The organism is Duganella sp. Root198D2, assembly GCF_001428585.1.
GTDB lineage: Bacteria > Pseudomonadota > Gammaproteobacteria > Burkholderiales > Burkholderiaceae_D > Rugamonas.
This window is the reverse complement of the sequence record NZ_LMIC01000006.1, coordinates 1-16576: the sequence shown is the minus strand read 5'-3', so window position 1 is coordinate 16576 and position 16576 is coordinate 1. Positions and strand designations below refer to the sequence as shown.

At 61.6% G+C, this 16576-nt stretch carries 14 protein-coding genes; 5 read left to right on the top strand and 9 right to left on the bottom strand.

The annotated features are described in order from the left end of the window. Position 1: 1 nt before the first annotated feature. The 3 genes from ASE26_RS08220 to ASE26_RS08210 form a co-directional block, all read right to left on the bottom strand. On the bottom strand, positions 2-2803 hold the full coding sequence (locus ASE26_RS08220; protein WP_055935065.1) for a hybrid sensor histidine kinase/response regulator: 2802 nt from the start codon (positions 2801-2803) through the stop codon (positions 2-4). 130 nt (positions 2804-2933) lie between these two features. Then, a complete protein-coding gene (locus tag ASE26_RS08215; protein ID WP_055935062.1) occupies positions 2934-3134 on the bottom strand; it encodes a YbdD/YjiX family protein in 201 nt (66 codons plus the stop codon). A 4-nt stretch (positions 3135-3138) separates the two neighbouring features. Further along, positions 3139-5199, bottom strand: coding sequence for a carbon starvation CstA family protein (locus ASE26_RS08210; RefSeq protein WP_055935059.1), 2061 nt, complete (start codon positions 5197-5199; stop codon positions 3139-3141). Between the two features lie 129 nt (positions 5200-5328). Between ASE26_RS08210 and ASE26_RS08205 the strand changes: the two genes are divergently transcribed. The 5 genes from ASE26_RS08205 to ASE26_RS08185 all read left to right on the top strand — a co-directional run bounded on the left by ASE26_RS08205 (position 5329) and on the right by ASE26_RS08185 (position 11546). After that, positions 5329-6690: a cache domain-containing protein gene (locus tag ASE26_RS08205; RefSeq protein WP_055935056.1), complete on the top strand. Its 1362-nt coding sequence runs from the start codon at positions 5329-5331 to the stop codon at positions 6688-6690. After that, positions 6687-7316: a response regulator transcription factor gene (locus ASE26_RS08200; RefSeq protein WP_055935054.1), complete on the top strand. Its 630-nt coding sequence runs from the start codon at positions 6687-6689 to the stop codon at positions 7314-7316. Before ASE26_RS08205 ends, ASE26_RS08200 begins: the two co-directional genes overlap by 4 nt. Positions 7317-7573: 257 nt before the next feature. Beyond that, entirely contained in the window at positions 7574-8686 is a 1113-nt protein-coding gene (locus ASE26_RS08195; protein ID WP_229207244.1) for an HDOD domain-containing protein, read from the top strand. Between the two features lie 2 nt (positions 8687-8688). After that, positions 8689-10746, top strand: a complete 2058-nt coding sequence (locus ASE26_RS08190; protein ID WP_055935048.1) for a bifunctional diguanylate cyclase/phosphodiesterase — start codon at positions 8689-8691, stop codon at positions 10744-10746. Between the two features lie 2 nt (positions 10747-10748). Further along, positions 10749-11546, top strand: coding sequence for an ABC transporter substrate-binding protein (locus tag ASE26_RS08185; protein WP_082507494.1), 798 nt, complete (start codon positions 10749-10751; stop codon positions 11544-11546). 10 nt (positions 11547-11556) lie between these two features. Here ASE26_RS08185 and ASE26_RS08180 read toward each other — a convergent pair whose 3' ends face one another. The 6 genes from ASE26_RS08180 to ASE26_RS08160 all read right to left on the bottom strand — a co-directional run bounded on the left by ASE26_RS08180 (position 11557) and on the right by ASE26_RS08160 (position 15834). Beyond that, positions 11557-12345, bottom strand: coding sequence for an alpha/beta fold hydrolase (locus tag ASE26_RS08180; RefSeq protein WP_156409902.1), 789 nt, complete (start codon positions 12343-12345; stop codon positions 11557-11559). Positions 12346-12406: 61 nt separating this feature from the next. Then, a complete protein-coding gene (locus ASE26_RS08175; RefSeq protein ID WP_057245970.1) occupies positions 12407-13432 on the bottom strand; it encodes an alpha/beta hydrolase in 1026 nt (341 codons plus the stop codon). A 384-nt stretch (positions 13433-13816) separates the two neighbouring features. After that, positions 13817-14161 carry a YggL family protein gene (locus tag ASE26_RS08170; RefSeq protein WP_055935042.1) on the bottom strand — a complete coding sequence of 115 codons (345 nt, stop codon included), beginning with the start codon at positions 14159-14161 and terminating at the stop codon, positions 13817-13819. Positions 14162-14378: 217 nt separating this feature from the next. Next, a complete protein-coding gene (locus tag ASE26_RS30520) occupies positions 14379-14966 on the bottom strand; it encodes a hypothetical protein (RefSeq protein ID WP_156409901.1) in 588 nt (195 codons plus the stop codon). Further along, positions 14947-15330: a hypothetical protein gene (locus tag ASE26_RS29745; protein ID WP_082591313.1), complete on the bottom strand. Its 384-nt coding sequence runs from the start codon at positions 15328-15330 to the stop codon at positions 14947-14949. Before ASE26_RS29745 ends, ASE26_RS30520 begins: the two co-directional genes overlap by 20 nt. Before the next feature lie 9 nt (positions 15331-15339). After that, positions 15340-15834, bottom strand: coding sequence for a type VI secretion system tube protein Hcp (locus ASE26_RS08160; RefSeq protein WP_055935036.1), 495 nt, complete (start codon positions 15832-15834; stop codon positions 15340-15342). Positions 15835-16576 lie beyond the last annotated feature (742 nt).

The window sequence follows — 16576 nt, the reverse complement described above, 5'->3', positions numbered from 1 at the left end:
TTCATGCTCCCTTCGGCAGGATGATACTGAGCGAATGCCGGACTGACTGGAATTCGCGCTCCAGTTGCGCCATCAGGCCGGCCGCGCCGTCGGTACGGCCGGCGCGTGCCATCTGTTCCAGTTCCTTGAACAGCCTGGCCAGCGTGTCGGCGCCGACGTTGGCGCTGCTGGATTTCAGGCTGTGGGCGGTCTTGCGGATGGTGGATGGGTCGCTGTCTGCGACCGCTGCGTGCAGAGCTGTGAGTTGGCGGGGGGTGTCTTGCAGGAAGGTGGTCAGGACGCGTTGCAGTAATAGCTCTCCTTGCTCGGCACTGAGGGCGCGGATGGCGTCAAGCGCGAGCTGGTTGATGGTTGCGGGAGTGGCCTGGCCCGGCGCGGCGGCCTGCGCTTCGGGAGCGCGAGTTGGACGCGGCAGGGCAATCCAGCGCCCGAGGGTGTCGGCCAGTGCCTGCTGTGAAAAAGGCTTGCTGATGTAGTCGTCCATCCCAGCGGCCAGGCAGCGTTCGCGGTCGCCCTGCAGCGCGTTGGCCGTGATGGCGACGATGGGTGTCGTGCGTGTCCGGCCGCGCTGCTGCTCCAGGCGGCGGATTTCGGCGGTAGCGGCCATGCCGTCCATGACCGGCATCATGCAGTCCATCAGGACCAGGTCGTAATCGCCGGCCCGCACGGCGGCAAGCGCCTCTTCGCCGTTGGCGGCGCAGGCCACCTCCATGCCCAGGCCGCGCAGCATGGCCGACGCCACCTCCACGTTTACCGGATTATCCTCGGCCAGCAGGGCGCGCGGCCGCTGGCCGTGCCGCGGCCGCGGCGAGGACTGCGATGACGGAATGCCGGCCAGTCCCGCCGCGCCCACCCCTTCATTGGCGCGCGCCGGCGTCACGATGCAGTCGTAAAGGTCCGGTTCGCGCACTGGCTTGATCAGCTGGAAAGCCACGCCTGCGGCGCGGCGTTGCACCTGGTCCGCCGCATTGCGCTCGGAGGCCAGCAAGATCAGGCGCACCGAAGAAATATCAGGATCGGATTTGATTTCGGCCGCCAGCGCCAGCCCGCCGATATCGTCCAGCCCCATCTCGAGCAATGCCACGTCATAGGGCATCCCGCGCATGGCCGCCGCGTGCAGTTCACGCAAGGCATCCGCTGCGCTGGGCACGCAATTGCCTTGCAAATGCCAGCGCGCCAGCAAGCGTTGCAGCGCCAGCGCGCTTTCAGCCTGCCGGTCGACCACCAGTGCGCGCAGGCCCTTGGTTGGCTTCTGCTGGAAGCCCGCATCATCCGCATCCACGCGCCGCTTGTCGAATTGCACGGTGAACCAGAACACCGAACCGCGCCCCAGCGCGTTGTCGACCCCGATCGTGCCTCCCATCAGCTCCACCAGCTGCTTGGAAATCGCCAGGCCAAGTCCGGTGCCGCCGTGCTTGCGCGTAGTCGAACCATCGCCCTGCGAGAATGAGTCGAAGATGTGCGCCCGTGCCTCGCGCGTCACGCCGATGCCGGTATCGTGCACTTCAAGCCGCAGCCGCGCCGACTGCGCATCCTCCTCCGCCACCCGTACCGCCACCTTGATCCGCCCCTGGTCGGTGAACTTGACCGCATTGCCCAGCAGGTTGACGATCACCTGCCGCAGCCGGTTCGGATCGCCGCAGATCGCCAGCGGGATGTTGTTCGCCACTGCGAACTCCATTTCAATGCCCTTGGCCTGGGCCTGTGGCGCGAACACGTTTTCGATATCGTCCAGCAGCTCGCGCAGGTTGAAGTTGATGTATTCAACGGTCAGCTTGCCCGCTTCGACCTTGGAGAAATCGAGGATGTCGTTGATGATCACCAGCAGGTGCTCGCCCGAGCGGCGCACCATGCTGGTGTAATGGCGCTGGGTTTCGGTGAGCTCGGTTGCCGCCAGCAGCTCCGCCATGCCCAGCACCCCGTTCATCGGCGTGCGGATTTCGTGCGACATATTGGCCAGGAAGGCGCTCTTGGCCTGGCTGGCCGCCTCCGCTGAATCCTTGGCCTTTTCCAGCTGCGCGGTGCGGATGCTGACCTGCCGTTCCAGCTCGCCGCGGTACTGGGCCAGCTTGGTGTCGCGGTTCTCGATCTGCGCCAGCATGCCGTTGAAACTATCGATCAGCGTACCCAGTTCATCGCTGCGCTGGTGCTGCACCTGGGCGTAGGTCTGGCTGCTGCTGACCTTATCCGCCGCCGCGATCAATTGCGCGATGGGCGCCGCAATGCCTTCGCGGAAGCGCGCCGACAGCACCAGCGCCAGCCCGAACGAGGACGCGGTGGCGGCTGCCGTAATGCCAAGGTTGCGCAGGATGCCCAGCCACAGCGAGGCCTGGCCGGCCTCGATCATCACCGCCCCGATGACATGCTGGCGCACCCGCACCGGCCGATAGAGCCGCAACAGCGGCGCCCAGGGCGGACCGTCGCGTTCAGCCAGTTCGCCGGACGCCAGTTGCTTAAGGCGCGCCGCGTCCAACGCGGCGGGCCCCAGTTGGCGCAGGGCAGGGTAGGAGGCAAACAGTTCGCCGTCGCGGTCGAACAGGGCAGCGCGCGTGATGTCGCTTTTCACCGCCAACGCAGCCAGGGCCTGTTCGGCCGTCGGCCGGTCGGAATAGAGCAGGGAAGCGACGCTGTTGGCGCCGATGACATCAGCCAGCGAGGTAAGCTGCTTGCGCTCCTCGCTGGTGTGGGAAAGGATGGACGCGACGGCGAATGCCACGAACACCAGCAGCAAGGCGCTGCCGGTGGTGAGCACGGAGATGATGGTCAGTTTCTGGCTTAAGCCGGACCGTTCGAAGTTGAGCATTTTCGCCGCCGAAGGACGATTCCATCGGGCAAAGAATAAATGCTAAGAATTTCGACACTTTGATCTGGCTCTAACTTTTAGTCGCTAGCAACAATGTCCACCTTGGGGTCAGGAACCAAGGTGGACATTTCTAGCAGCAGCCGCCGCGTTTTCCGGCGCCGCCGTAGCGCGCTTCTTGCCGCTCGCGGAAGAATTCCTCGTAGCTCATCACGGGCTCACCCGGGTGGGTGGCCTCGCGATGGGCGACGTAGGTGTCGTATTCCGGCAGGCCGCACATCAGCCGCATGCTCTGCCCGAGGTAGCGGCCAGCCTTGACGATTTCGCCCAGCATGGTCTTATTTGGCCGCGGCGGCGTATTGGGCCGGGGCTTCGTTGTGGGTTGGGCGGCTGGCGTTCCAGGCCGCCAATGCGGTACGCACGCCGAACACCAGCACGCTGACCACGACGATCATGAAGAAGGCTGCCAGGCCCGCATCCAGGTAGTCGTTGAAGATCACCTGCTGCATCTGTTCGATCGACTTGGCCGGCGCCAGCACCTTGCCGTCTGCCAGGGCCGCCTGGTATTTCGCGGCGTGGGCCATGAAGCCAATCTTCGGATTGGCGTCGAAGATCTTCTGCCAGCCGGCGGTCAGGGTGCACAGCAGCAGCCAGATGGTCGGCAGGATGGTGACCCAGGCGTACTTGGCGCGCTTCATCTTGAATAGCACGCAGGTCCCCAGGATCAGCGCAATCGCGGCCAGCATCTGGTTGGCGATACCGAACAGTGGCCACAGGGTGTTGATGCCGCCCAGCGGATCGACCACGCCCTGGTACAGGAAGTAGCCCCAGGCCGCCACGCAAAGGCCGGTGGCCAGCAGGCTGGCAAACACGGAATCGGTGCGCTTCAGCGATGGCGAGAAGGAGCCCAGCAAATCCTGCAGCATGAAGCGGCCGGCGCGGGTGCCCGCGTCGACAGCGGTCAGGATGAACAGCGCTTCGAACAGGATGGCGAAGTGGTACCAGAACGCCATCATGGCCTTGCCGCCAACCACGTTGGACAGGATGTGCGCCATGCCGACCGCCAAGGTAGGTGCGCCGCCGGCACGCGAGATGATGGTCGATTCACCGACGTCCTTTGCGGTCTGCGTCAGCATTTCAGGCGTGACGTAGAAACCCCACTGGGAAATCGCCTGCGCTGCCGATTCGGCGGTGGTGCCGAGCAGTGCGGCCGGGCTATTCATCGCGAAGTACACGCCTGGCTCGATGGTCGAAGCGGCGATCAGCGCCATGATGGCGACGAAGGATTCCATCAGCATCGCGCCGTAGCCGATGAAGCGGGCATGGGTTTCGTTCTCGATCATCTTCGGCGTGGTGCCGGAGGAGATCAGCGCATGGAAGCCGGACACGGCGCCGCAGGCGATGGTGATGAACAGGAAGGGGAACAGGTTGCCGGACCATACCGGGCCGGTGCCGTCGATGAATTTGGTCAGCGAAGGCATTTGCAGCATCGGCGACACGATCAGGATGCCCAGCGCCAGGCCGACGATGGTGCCGATCTTGAGGAAGGTGGACAGGTAGTCGCGCGGCGCCAGCAGCAGCCACACCGGCAGGACGGAGGCGATGAAGCCGTAGCCGATCAGCATCCAGGTCAGTTCAGTGCCGGAGAAGGTGAACATTGGCGCCAGCGCAGGGTTCTCCTGCACCCACTGGCCGCCGAAGATCGCCAGCATCAGCAGCACGAAGCCGATCAGCGACACTTCGCCGACGCGGCCGACGCGAATGTAGCGCGAGTAGACGCCCATGAACAGCGCGATCGGGATGGTGGCCATCACGGTGAACGAGCCCCAAGGCGAGTGCGCCAGCGCCTTCACCACGATCAGCGCCAGCACGGCCAGGATGATCACCATGATCATGAAGGTGCCCAGCAGCGCGATATTGCCCGGCACCGGCCCCAGTTCGGACTTGATCAGGTCACCCAGCGAACGGCCATCGCGGCGGGTGGAGATGAACAGCACCATGAAGTCCTGCACCGCGCCGGCGAACACCACGCCCGCCAGGATCCACAGCATGCCGGGCAGGTAGCCCATCTGCGCCGCCAGCACGGGGCCGACCAGCGGGCCGGCGCCGGCGATTGCGGCGAAGTGGTGGCCGAACAGCACGTTCTTATTGGTCGGCACATAGTCCAGGCCATCGTTGTATTTATAGGCCGGGGTCAGGCGGTCAGCCTCCAGGCCCATGACGTTTTTGGCAATAAACAGGCTGTAGAAGCGGTACGCAATCAGGTACACGCAAACGGCTGCAATCACCAGCCAGATGGCGCTGACAGGTTCGCCGCGCTTCAGCGCGATCACGCCCAGGGCGCTCGCACCCAGCACGGACATCGCTGCCCAGCCAAGTTTCTTCATAGTGGGATTCATCGGGGTCTCCTCCAAGGATGAATGGCCAGTATTCAGGAATTGAATATCTGTCACAAGCGCACCACTACGCAAACGCGGTCCGTATAACTACGTAGGACAAGCACGCAGGAGCGGGCTTACAATCGCCGCATGAAGCTGCGGCAAAAGTTCCTGTTCCTGGCCATTGCGCCCTTGATCCTGGCCCTGTGCGCGATCGCCGTCGCGGTGCGCTACCAGGCGACCACGCTCGCCCGCCAGCAGCGCGACACCATCCAGCAGGCCTACCTGGCCAGCAAGGAAGCGGAACTCAAACACTACGTCACGCTGGCCAACCATTCGATTGCGCACCTGGTCAAATCCGGCCGCAATGACCAGGCCACGCTCGACGAAGCGAAACGCATCCTGTCCACCCTGAGCTTTGGTGATGACGGCTATTTCTTCGTCTACGACATGCAGGGCAATTCGCTGATGCATCCGCGCCAGCCGGAGCTGGTGGGGCAGAACCTGTTCATGCTGAAGGACCAGGAGGGCAACCCCACCATCCAGCGCCTGCTGACACGCGCCCGTGAAGGGGGAGGGCTGGAGCGCTACAACTGGGTCAAGCCCTCCACCCACAAGTCGGCCCCCAAGCTGGGCTACGTGATACCGCTGCCGGAATGGGGCTGGATGCTGGGCACCGGCATCTATCTCGATGACGTCGACGCGGCGCTGGCCAAGGTCGACGCCCAGCAGCGCGGCAATATCCGCAATACCTTGCTGTGGATGACGGCGATTGCGGCGCTGGCGCTGGTGGCTGTAGGCGTGTCCGGCCTGGCGCTGAATATCCGCGAATACCGCGTGGCTGATGCCAAGCTCAAAGTGCTGGCGCAGCGCGTGGTCGAATCGCAGGAAGAGGAAAGGGCGCGCCTGTCGCGCGACCTGCACGACGGCATCAGCCAGTGGCTGGTCTCGATCAAGCTGCAGATCGAGGCCGGCATTATCCGCCTCGGCAACCCGGCGCAGCAGGACAAGGCCAAGGCAGCCTTCGAGCACACCGCGGAGCAATTGAACAATGTGCTGGGCGAAGTGCGCCGCATCTCGCACAACCTGCGCCCCGCCATCTTGGACGACCTGGGCCTGGCCGCCGCGCTCGACCACCTTGCCTCAGAATTCCGCGAACACATTGGCGTCGACGTGGCGTTCAGCGCCACCGGTTGTACCGACGCCCTGCCGGACGTGGCGAACACGGTGCTGTTCCGTATTGCGCAGGAAGCGCTGACCAATATCGAGCGCCACGCTGCCGCTACCAGCATCAACATCGGCCTCGAAGGCGATGCCGAGGGCGTCGCGCTGCGCATTGCCGACAATGGCAGCGGTTTCGATGCCGAGGGCATTGCCGGCCATCCGAAGCGGGGCATCGGATTACGGAATATGATGGAGCGCATGGAAGCGATCGGCGGCCAGTTCCGCATCGAATCCTCGCCCGCCGGCACCATTGTGCTGGCGCGCGTAGACAACAAAGGCAAAAAATGAGTGAGCTGCGGACAAGTATCCTGCTGGTAGACGACCATCCCCTGGTACGCGACGGCCTGCGCGCGCGGCTGGAAGCCATGGCGCAATTCGAAGTGGTAGGCGAGGCAGGCAGCGCCGCCGAAGCGCTGGAAGCTGCGCGCCTGCACAGTCCCGACCTGGTCCTGATGGACATCAATATGCGCGGCACCAACGGCATCGAAGCCACCGCCTTGTTCAAGCGCCAGTTCCCGTCGATTGCGGTGCTGATCCTGTCGATGCACGACAAGCTGGAATACGTGACCCAGGCGATCCAGGCCGGCGCCCGAGGCTACGTGCTGAAAGATGCGCCGGGCAAGGACATCGTGGTCGCCATCGAAACGGTCATGGCCGGCGGCATCTACTACAGCGCCAACCTGGCGCAGCAGCTGGCCAAGCCCATGGCCCAGGACAACCAGCTCACCACGCGCGAAGCGGAGGTGCTGCGCCACCTCGCCAATGGCGAATCGAACAAGCATATTGCGCGCGAACTGGACCTCAGCGTGCGCACGGTGGAAACCCACCGCCTTAACATCAAACGCAAGCTTGGCATTGAAGGCCAGGCAGAACTGATCAAGTTTGCCGTTCAACACGCACAATTCGATAAATAGAAAATTGCTAAATTAATCAGTAATGTATCGTTGCTGATACAAATCTGGCAATTCGATTGCCTCCTCTACCACTAAAAAGCTGATTTTTGGGCAATTTCTGTTAGACTCCCCGAGTCTTGTAACACAGGGTGTCTGTGCGCGCTCAATGGTTGCTTTACATCAATAGACCATTTACCATTGTTAGCGTTGCCACACCTGAGATTCCGATGTTTGAGTCAGACCCGAAATCGTTACCGCTGGTGGGAATCAAGCCTGTCATGGACACCCAAAATCACTGGGTAGGACTGGCATTTCAAATGCCGGTGGCGGCCTCGCTGCCCGTGCTGCAATCACTCCTGTGCTGTCCTGAATCCGAAGAACTGGGTTCGCTCGATTACTTCATTCCCCTTGCCGACCCGCTTGCACTCGATGCGACGCAGCTCGATAGCCTGCCGCTCGAGCGCATCGTATTCACCGTACCGGCTGCGTTGCTGGCCGATGAAGCTGTGCAGAAGTGCTGCAGACAGCTGGCCGACCGCGGCCTGCGCTTGCTGGCCGATGGCGATGCAGGCATCGCCGCCGCGCAAGCCGGCATCCGTGGCCTCGACGTCGATTGCGCCGATGCGCTGCCCGGCGCGCTGGCGATGATGTCGTTGCCCGGCCCGCACCTGGCCCGCAACGCCGATACCATGCGCGTCGACGAATGCCGCAAAGCCGGCTTTACCCTGTTCCGTGGCGAGCTGCCGCGCGCGCAGGAGCGGGACACGGGGCAGGGCGACGGCACCACCCGCAAACGCCTGCTTGCCCTGCTTGGGCTGCTGGCGCAGGACGCCGACTCGCGCGAACTGGAAACCCTGCTGAAGCAGGACCCGGCGCTGTCCTTCCAGTTGCTCAAGCTGGTGAACTCCGCTGCCTTTGCGCCGAGCAGCAATCCGATCCACAACTTCGGCCAGGCCATCAACCTGCTGGGCCGCCGCCAGCTGCAACGCTGGCTGCAGCTGCTGCTGTACGCGCGCCAGCAAGCCGACGGCCCGGCCAATGTCCTGCTGCCGCTGGCCGCCCTGCGCGCCGCGCAAATGGAAGCCTTGTGCAAGCTGCGCCAAGGCGAACGCGATGAACAGGACATGGCTTTCCTGGTTGGCGTGTTCTCCCTGCTCGATGTATTGCTGGCGATGCCGATGACCGAAATCGTATCGGCCCTGAACCTGGACCTGGACGTCGTCGCAGCCCTGCTGGACCGCAGCGGCGGCCTGGGCGAAATGCTGGCGCTGGTGGAAATGCACGAACCGCAGGCAAGCGCGCTGCGCGACGTCGGCATCGACAATGAAATGTATTGGCGCAGCCTGTTGCAGGCCTACCATTGGGCCCTGCAGGTCAGCAGGAACGTGTAGGCATGCACGAGCAACCGGTCGCCAACTTCCTCGCCAGCAGTGCCGCCGTGTGCGATGCGGTGCTGCGCCTGCGCGGCCGCGCGCTGGTGGAAGAGCTGGGCCGCATTGCACGCGAGGTCACCGGCAGCCCGCACGGCCGCTACGTGCCGGGCGAAATGACCCCGGCCACCGGTTTGCCAGGATGGGAAAGCGGCCTGTCGCAGCTGATCCAATACGACCAGCAGTATTTCGGCCGCTTTGAAGTTTCCGGCCTCGACAACTACACTGAAACCAGCCGGCACAACCTGGCCAGCCTGGCCAGCCTCGCCGGCAGCGTGCTGCAGGTGCATTCGATAGCTCAGCGCACCACCCACGCCTATGTTCAAGTGGAAGCGCGCTTGCAGCACCAGACCCAGATACTGGACCAGATTCACGAATCGGTGCTGACCATGGACCTGAATGGCTTCATCACAAGCTGGAACAAGGGCGCCGAGCGCCTGTTCGGCTATTCGGCGGTGGAGGCGGTGGGGCGCAACATCATCTTCCTCTACGACGACGAAGACGAAGACCTCGGCGATGAGTTCCTGGAGCAGGGCGGCCGCCTGATGGAAGTGCGCCGCAAGAAAAAGAACGGCGACGTATTCTGGGCCAGCCTGTCGCTGTCGCAGCTTTGCGATATGGAAGACCGCTCGATCGGCCTGGTCGCCTACCTGACCGATATCACGGAGCGCAAGGAGGCGGAGGAACGCATCCACCACCTGGCTTACTACGATGCGCTGACCAGCCTGCCGAACCGTTCGCTGCTGACCAAGCTGGTCGACCAGGCCATGACCGTAGCCCAGCGCAGCAAGGCCGACGGCTGCGTGATGTTCATCGACCTGAATCGCTTCAAGCTGATTAACGACACGCTGGGCCGCGCGGTGGGCGATGCGCTGCTGCGCGAAGTGTCGCAGCGCTTCCGCCTGGCCCTGCGCGACCAGGATGTGGTGGCGCGCCTGTCCGGCGACGAATTTGCGGTCGGCCTGTTCGACATCCACCAGCATTACGAAGCCAGCATGGTGGCGAACAAGCTGCTATCGGCGCTGAACGAGCCTTTCCTGATCGAGGGCCACGACCTGCGCGTCAGCGCCTCGATTGGCATCAGCGTCTACCCGCAGGATGGCAATGACGCGGAAACCCTGCTGCGCCTGGCCGATATCGCCATGTACCGCGCCAAGCAGAATTCCTCGACGGACGGCGAGCACATCGCCTTCTACAGCCAGGACATGAACAAGGGCATGCAGGAACGCATGCGCATCGAATCGGGCCTGCGCCAGGCCCTGGGCAACGGGCAACTGCTGCTGCATTACCAGCCCAAGTTTGAAATCAGCACCGGCAAGATCATCGGCGCCGAAGCGCTGGTGCGCTGGAAGCACCCCGAGCGCGGCCTGGTGCCGCCGGCCGAATTCATTCCACTGGCGGAGGCAACCGGCCTGGTGGTGCAGGTCGGCGAATGGGTGCTGGAAGCCGCTTGTGCGCAGGCGCAGGCATGGAAAGAAAAGGGCTTGCCGCCGGTGCGCCTGGCGGTCAACGTATCGGCGCGCGAATTCACCTCCGCGCTGCCGGGCCGCGTGATGGAAACGCTGGCGCGCTATGGCCTCGAACCATCGTGGCTGGAACTGGAAATCACCGAGTCCACCCTGATGCACAATATCGAGCGCGTGATCGGCATCATGGACCGCCTGACGGCGGCCGGCATCACACTGTCGCTGGACGACTTTGGCACCGGCTACTCCAGCCTGTCCTACCTGAAGCGCTTCCCGATCGACACGCTGAAGATCGACCGCTCCTTCACCACCGGCATTCCACTCGACACCAACGACTGCGCCATTGCCAGCACCATCATCAGCATCGCCCAGCAACTGAACCACAAGGTGATCGCCGAAGGTGTGGAAACCGCGGAACAACTGGCCTTCCTCAAAGATTCCGGTTGCGACGAAGTGCAAGGCTACCTTTTCTCGCGCCCCTTGCCCGCGCTCGAATTCGAGAACGCTCTATTGCAGAACTGGGCTCCGCCGGAACCCATCGCCGCCGCCGGCTGACCATGTTCCGCGCCTCCGCCCTGGCATTGCTGATCTCTTGCGCCGCGCAGGCAGCAGAACCGGCGCGCATCAAGTTCGGGCTGCAGGACGACATCGCCCCCTTTGTCATGCCCGACCGCCAAAGCGGCCTGATGGTCGACGTGCTGCGCGAAGCAATGGCAACCCAGGGCATCGGCGCCGAATTCTTCTACCTGCCGATGAAGCGCACCGAAGATGCGCTGCGCAGCGGCCTGGTGGACGTCTCCACCAATGGCAAGCCTTCGATGGCGCCGGTTGGCGTGATGAGCCGCTGGCCCGTGACCAGCTTCCATAATATGGCGATCACCCGCCGCGCGGCCTTGCCGCACCTCGATTCGGTTGCTGAATTGTCCCGATACCGTGTCACCGCCTTCAACGGCGCCAGCCAGATGTTGGGCGGCGGCTATCGCGAAGCGGTGCAAGGCAATCCGCGCTACTCGGAACCGTTGACGCTGCAGTCACCGCTGCTTGTACTGAGGCAGGTGGATGTGGTGATCTCGCAGCGGGATATTTTCAATTACTACCTGAGCCGCCAGTCCTACCTGCGCGACGGCGACTTTGATCTCGTGTACCACGACATCCTCGGCAAGCCGAACGAATACTGGTTCATATTCCGCACGGCAGAACAGCGCGACAGCTTCGAGCACGGCGTCGCTGCGCTGTACAAATCCGGTGAAATCGACCGCATCTTCGACCGCTACAACAAATCCTACGGTACCTCTCGCGAATTCTTCCGGCCGCTCGACTGCCAGTTCGCTGCCGTCAAGCCCAAGCCCTGTTAGCGCGGAGCGGCTAGCGCGCCACCTCCATCATCCAGCGTGAGATTTCCTCATGCGATGCCGCAGGCGCACCGGTGTGCGTGGCGTCCGGCTCATACAGCTTCGTCAGCGGATTGCGGGGCAGGGCATCAAAGTTTGCCTGCCTGGCCTTGAGCAGGCCAGGGTAATCGTTCTTCGGTACCACCAGCAGGACCGGCGTTCCTGGCCGCATGGCGCGAATCGATTTCGTCAGGTTCATGGCGCCATCGGGATCGAACCAGGACACGTAGTTGTCAGGCTTGCAGACAACGACATAGGTTCCCTTGGCGCCTTCGAAATCTTGCAACCGCGCCGTCTCGCCGCCTTTGCCCGCCGCCACCAGTTTGCGCGCCTCCTCCAGCGTTCCACCCAGCTTCTCGCGAACCACCTGGCTGGCGGTGCTGGCACCTGGGGCAATGGAGATGATGCCATCCACGGCGTGCTTGCTGCCGTAGTAGAGCGCAAACGTACCACCCTGGCTGTGACCCGCCACGAACAAGCGGTTCGCGCCCTTTACGCGCAACCTGTCCAGCGCCGCATCGACTTCTGCTTCGGCCGCAGCCGGGTCGACGTCGTAGTTGCGGTTGCCCGACCAGGGCATCTCGATATTCGCGACCAGGTGCCCCTTCGCTTCCAGGCCGGACGCCAGTTCTGCCACGAACTTTGTCGGCGAACCACCTTTGCCATGCATGACAACCACGCCTACGGCTTGCGGTGTGGTCTGTGCCACGGCCGCACCAGCGAACAGGAACATTGCTGCAAGCTTGCTGAAAAATCTAAGCACGACGGCCTCCCGCGAAAAGGATTACCAACCAGAGTAGCACTTATGCCGCAGCGCTCAAGCCCTACCGCGGCACGAAGCTGTCCACTTCATCGATGAGTTGCGCGCGCCCGCGCGCCGGACGTTCCAGGTGCAGGAAGTGGGTTGCGTTCGGAATGCGGACCATGCGCACGGCTGCAGCGTGCACCAGGTCCGCCTGCAGGTTGTGCATATCCTCCGGCCGCGACCAGAAATCCTTCTCGCCAGCGATAGCCAGTACCGGCGCTGTGATCAGCGAAGCGTCCCACAATTGGCGGCCGGTCGCGAGGTAGAAGCTGTCTTCCATCGCCCCGCATGGTGCACGGAAGCTGCGCGGCTCGCGCTGGCGGCTGGTGCTGTCGCTATCCAGCGCTGCCTCGACGTAGGCCTTCGCAACGGCCGGATCGCGCGCGCTGTCTTTGTCCTCGCCCAAGGTGCGGTCCCACGCACCCAGCGTGGACGCCGCATCCGACACACGGTAATTGCCGCAAGCCGCGCGGTTGAAGGCTCCCGGCCGCTCCTTGTCCTCCAACCCCGTTCCGCGCCCGATCAGTGGATGTGCGGAAGCTCCGCGATAAAGGCTGTTCAGCATGACAATCGCACTGAGTTTGGGCGAGTGCAGCGTCGCATAATGCCCCGCCCACTGGCCGCCGGTCGCCCAGCCAAGCAGCGCCACCTTCATACCGCCACTACGCTGGCGCACGAAGTCCACCGCCGCATCGATATCTTCAACCGCAGTATTGGTGCGCACCAAGGCGGCGCCGGCCGTCGGCGCGGACTCCATCTCGGCCAACCGTGTGGATGCGCCATATCCACGCACATCAAGCGTATAGACATCAAACCCGCGCGCCGCCAGGTCGGCCGCCAGCGAGCCGCCCGCCACAGGCAGGTCGAACGAAGCCTTTGAACTGACCCGCGCACCATGCACCAGCAGGATAGGGCGCTTGCCCCGATGCTGTCCGACCTCCATGACAGCCAGCGTGACACCCGGCGCCGATGGCACGTTGAATTGTTGCGAAGCCTGGGCCGGCAAAGCCAGCACGACGGCGGCGACGAGAAGTAGTAATTTCACAGATGCCTTCCTTACTTAGTGGAATGGCAAGATTAGCACAATAAAATTAGGCTCCTCGCCGACTATCGGGACGCCGCCCTACTTATTAGTCGCAGGCAAGCGGTCGGGTCAGACCCTTGGGTCTGACCCTGGTTTACCGGGCTTGCTTCAAAATCGGATGACGGACAAAGGCGGGCAAAATCGCTGTGCGCAGGATCTCTTTGTTCGAGTCGCCCCGCTAATGGTATTGCCGGTCCAGACACAAACCGGAAGGCCGTCGGGTATGATCCGCCTGGCCTCCCGCGACTCGCAGGGCCCGCATCTTCCCGGTAGCAGGCGAAGAACGAAAAAAGGGCGGCCGATGTGGCCGCCCTTTCCTGGTCATTGGAAGCACTCGACGCGCAATTAACCCCAACCGTACCAGGCGTCGCGCAGTTCGCCGACTTTGACGTTGGTCAGTTTGCTGTGTTTGGACAGCCAATCCTGCACCAGGGCGCGGTGGCTTTCGTCGACTTTGCCATACGGCTTGTTCGACACCACGATACCGCCGAAGTCGTCGCTGTAGCCACCGCCAAACGCGAGGCCATTGGCTTCGATGGCTTCTTCGAGGAATTGGTGGATCAGGGCGTTGTGCTCGGCCAGGGTCAGGGTGCCGACCAGTTGTGCCTCGACGAGGAAGCCGAATTCCTGGAATTCACCGAGGTGCTTTTTCTTGAGTTGGCGTTTGTTATAGCGGCGGGATGCGGTCATGGTGGGGCCTGTAAATTTGGACCTCGGATGTTAGCACAGGGGAAGGGCTCTGCCTATTACGGGAACGGCACAACCGTCTGCTCGGGAACCGGCATATTCATCGAAATCAGCACGTCGCAAATTAGTGCACTTCTGGGCATTTCGTTGGCAGGAAGCGAGAAGAAGACAGGGCCGAAACCCTGCCTTCTACTGGAAAAACCAAGAAAGGCCGCCTTAACTAATGTGCGAGACCAAAGTAAGGTTTGAACGCCTCTTGCATCTCGGGCGACAACTGATGAAGATCGATACGCTGCTTCTTAATCTCAGCCCGCAAGCGTTGCTCACCTCCCGCGGCGCGTGCCAGGCGAGTTACCAGATCCTGGGCGAGTTCCTGTAGTACTTCCCGTGGAATTTGCCGCGGGTCGCGCACCACAAACGTCTCTCGCGCCGGATCGCCAGTGCACTCGGTGCCGGAGACCTTATAAACGCCCCCATCTTTGTGTTGAAGATACGGTCTCTCGCCTGGTTTGGGGTTGCGGCGCTTGGAATACCCGTTAACGAGGTAATACGTATCTGTGGAATTCTTCGCTACACCAAAAATCCATTGGCGCGTGGTCCAGGTCTCAGAGTCGGCCATCTGCGCACACAGTGCGCGGATATCTTCAGGCACAGGATCCAGTTTGAGGCCTGCAGAAGGGAGCCGCAGACCCAGAATGGGATCGCGCAGGGATTGCGGAGGATGCTTGCTTTCCTGTGCGCTTGCACTGGCGCAGAGTACTGCAAGCAAAGCGGCTGCGCACAGGCCCTTAATAGCGATAGACAACATGACTTGGTCTTTCTGCTCTGTATCCGGGACCTGCCCAGAAGTCACTTTGAATGAAGTCGGAAATCCACTTGCTTCCATCGTAGCCGGCCACATGTCCATTCTGATTGCCACCGGTATACGGTTGCATGACCATCACGTCCCCCTTCATAAAATGAAAGGTGTCCGGGTTGTCGACTGTAATTGCATGGAAGCCGAGCTGAAGCAGAACCGGGCCAAAATCTCTCCCCGCCGGGGCATACTGCGAAATTTGCGCCCCGCCGGCCTGAAGCGCCATGCGTACATACTTCGCGCATTTACCCTGTCCAAATCCCGGGAGCGCATTTGTCCGCAAATGTTGCGCGAATTGATCCAGATTAAGTGGCATGATCCGCCTTTAAGCGACTTTGTTGGTTGCCAGATCCCAGCCGCCAGACGTATTGCCGCCAGTGCCACCGCCAATCTTCTGCTGCGTGTACTTCCACTTCACTTTCGAGAACTTCAAGTTGACGTTCTCAGTCAGAAGGGTGTCGCTTCCGCCCAAGTGCGGGGTCACCATGCTGATCAGGACATTTTCGAGTTCGATGTCGAAATACTTCACGCGATCGCCATTGCCATCGGCACGGAAGAATTCAAACTTGGCTTTTGGGATGGTCTTACCGGCTGCACATGTTTGCAGCAGGATTGGCGACGACAGGTCGCTGAGCTTGGAGAAGGAAATGTCCGACAATTCTGCGCGTTCTGCAGTGTGACCTCCGCCAGTCGATGCGGTAGCACTTTTAGGCTGATGCACGCCCCAGTGAATACCCCTTACTTCGATCCATTCTTTGTGCTTGTCGTCTTGGGACTCGCCTTTAATACCTTCAATTTGCAGATATACGTCAATTGCCATACTTTCCTCTTGAATCAAAAAAAACTATCAATAAGTAGTAACTTCCGAAGAATGGATTTCCTAGTTTTAAACCAATCGATAAGAAGTGCTGCGGAAAAATTAAAAATTTCGCAACAGTAAATTATAGCTATGAAATTATTTATGTGATGAGTTCGCCCTTGTCAATCGTGCGCGGCTCCGCGTTTCATCTAATCCTATCTTCAGGCTATTTTTAGAGCGCCCCCTGTTACGTAATGCGATACCCGTTGTTACTTGTTCGCCTGGACGCGCCCGTTAGACTGTCGTGAAGTGTTGGACGACCTCGGTGCACCGGAATCGGGTTCCGGTACCGCAGTCTTACGGACAATGGACTGGAGGTATTATGCCGGCCGAAATTATCAGCTATTACAACAGGACGTGGGGAATATGCGGTTTCACGTCTGCCCTTTCCCACCTGTACAGCTCGGACGTACGTTTGAGGAGCCGGGTTCACTCGAAAACTTCGCAGGAAATCCAATTGGCGCTGTTGGTCGAGGTGATGACGTTCCTGAAATACGTGCGCGCGTTTCGGACTGAGCTAATCCCCGGGCTCGTAGCGTTGAATAAGGGTAAGCGTAAAGCCAGCACCGTCTGGACGTAGGAATCGCCCCCATCCATGATCGAATTTTGGCACAGCAGTTGTGCCCACAAATTCAATTATGGACACAAATTTTCATATCCGCTGCTCGACCTGAGCGCCATCAATCTGGAAATTTTGCCGCCC

Bases quoted from the DNA above. Each gene is read 5' to 3' on its own strand.
- ASE26_RS08220 (WP_055935065.1), bottom strand. From the start codon at position 2,803: ATGCTCAACTTCGAACGGTCCGGCTTAAGCCAGAAACTGACCATCATC.
- ASE26_RS08215 (WP_055935062.1), bottom strand. From the start codon at position 3,134: ATGCTGGGCGAAATCGTCAAGGCTGGCCGCTACCTCGGGCAGAGCATG.
- ASE26_RS08210 (WP_055935059.1), bottom strand. From the start codon at position 5,199: ATGAATCCCACTATGAAGAAACTTGGCTGGGCAGCGATGTCCGTGCTG.
- ASE26_RS08205 (WP_055935056.1), top strand. From the start codon at position 5,329: ATGAAGCTGCGGCAAAAGTTCCTGTTCCTGGCCATTGCGCCCTTGATC.
- ASE26_RS08200 (WP_055935054.1), top strand. From the start codon at position 6,687: ATGAGTGAGCTGCGGACAAGTATCCTGCTGGTAGACGACCATCCCCTG.
- ASE26_RS08195 (WP_229207244.1), top strand. From the start codon at position 7,574: ATGGACACCCAAAATCACTGGGTAGGACTGGCATTTCAAATGCCGGTG.
- ASE26_RS08190 (WP_055935048.1), top strand. From the start codon at position 8,689: ATGCACGAGCAACCGGTCGCCAACTTCCTCGCCAGCAGTGCCGCCGTG.
- ASE26_RS08185 (WP_082507494.1), top strand. From the start codon at position 10,749: ATGTTCCGCGCCTCCGCCCTGGCATTGCTGATCTCTTGCGCCGCGCAG.
- ASE26_RS08170 (WP_055935042.1), bottom strand. From the start codon at position 14,161: ATGACCGCATCCCGCCGCTATAACAAACGCCAACTCAAGAAAAAGCAC.
- ASE26_RS30520 (WP_156409901.1), bottom strand. From the start codon at position 14,966: ATGTTGTCTATCGCTATTAAGGGCCTGTGCGCAGCCGCTTTGCTTGCA.
- ASE26_RS29745 (WP_082591313.1), bottom strand. From the start codon at position 15,330: ATGCCACTTAATCTGGATCAATTCGCGCAACATTTGCGGACAAATGCG.
- ASE26_RS08160 (WP_055935036.1), bottom strand. From the start codon at position 15,834: ATGGCAATTGACGTATATCTGCAAATTGAAGGTATTAAAGGCGAGTCC.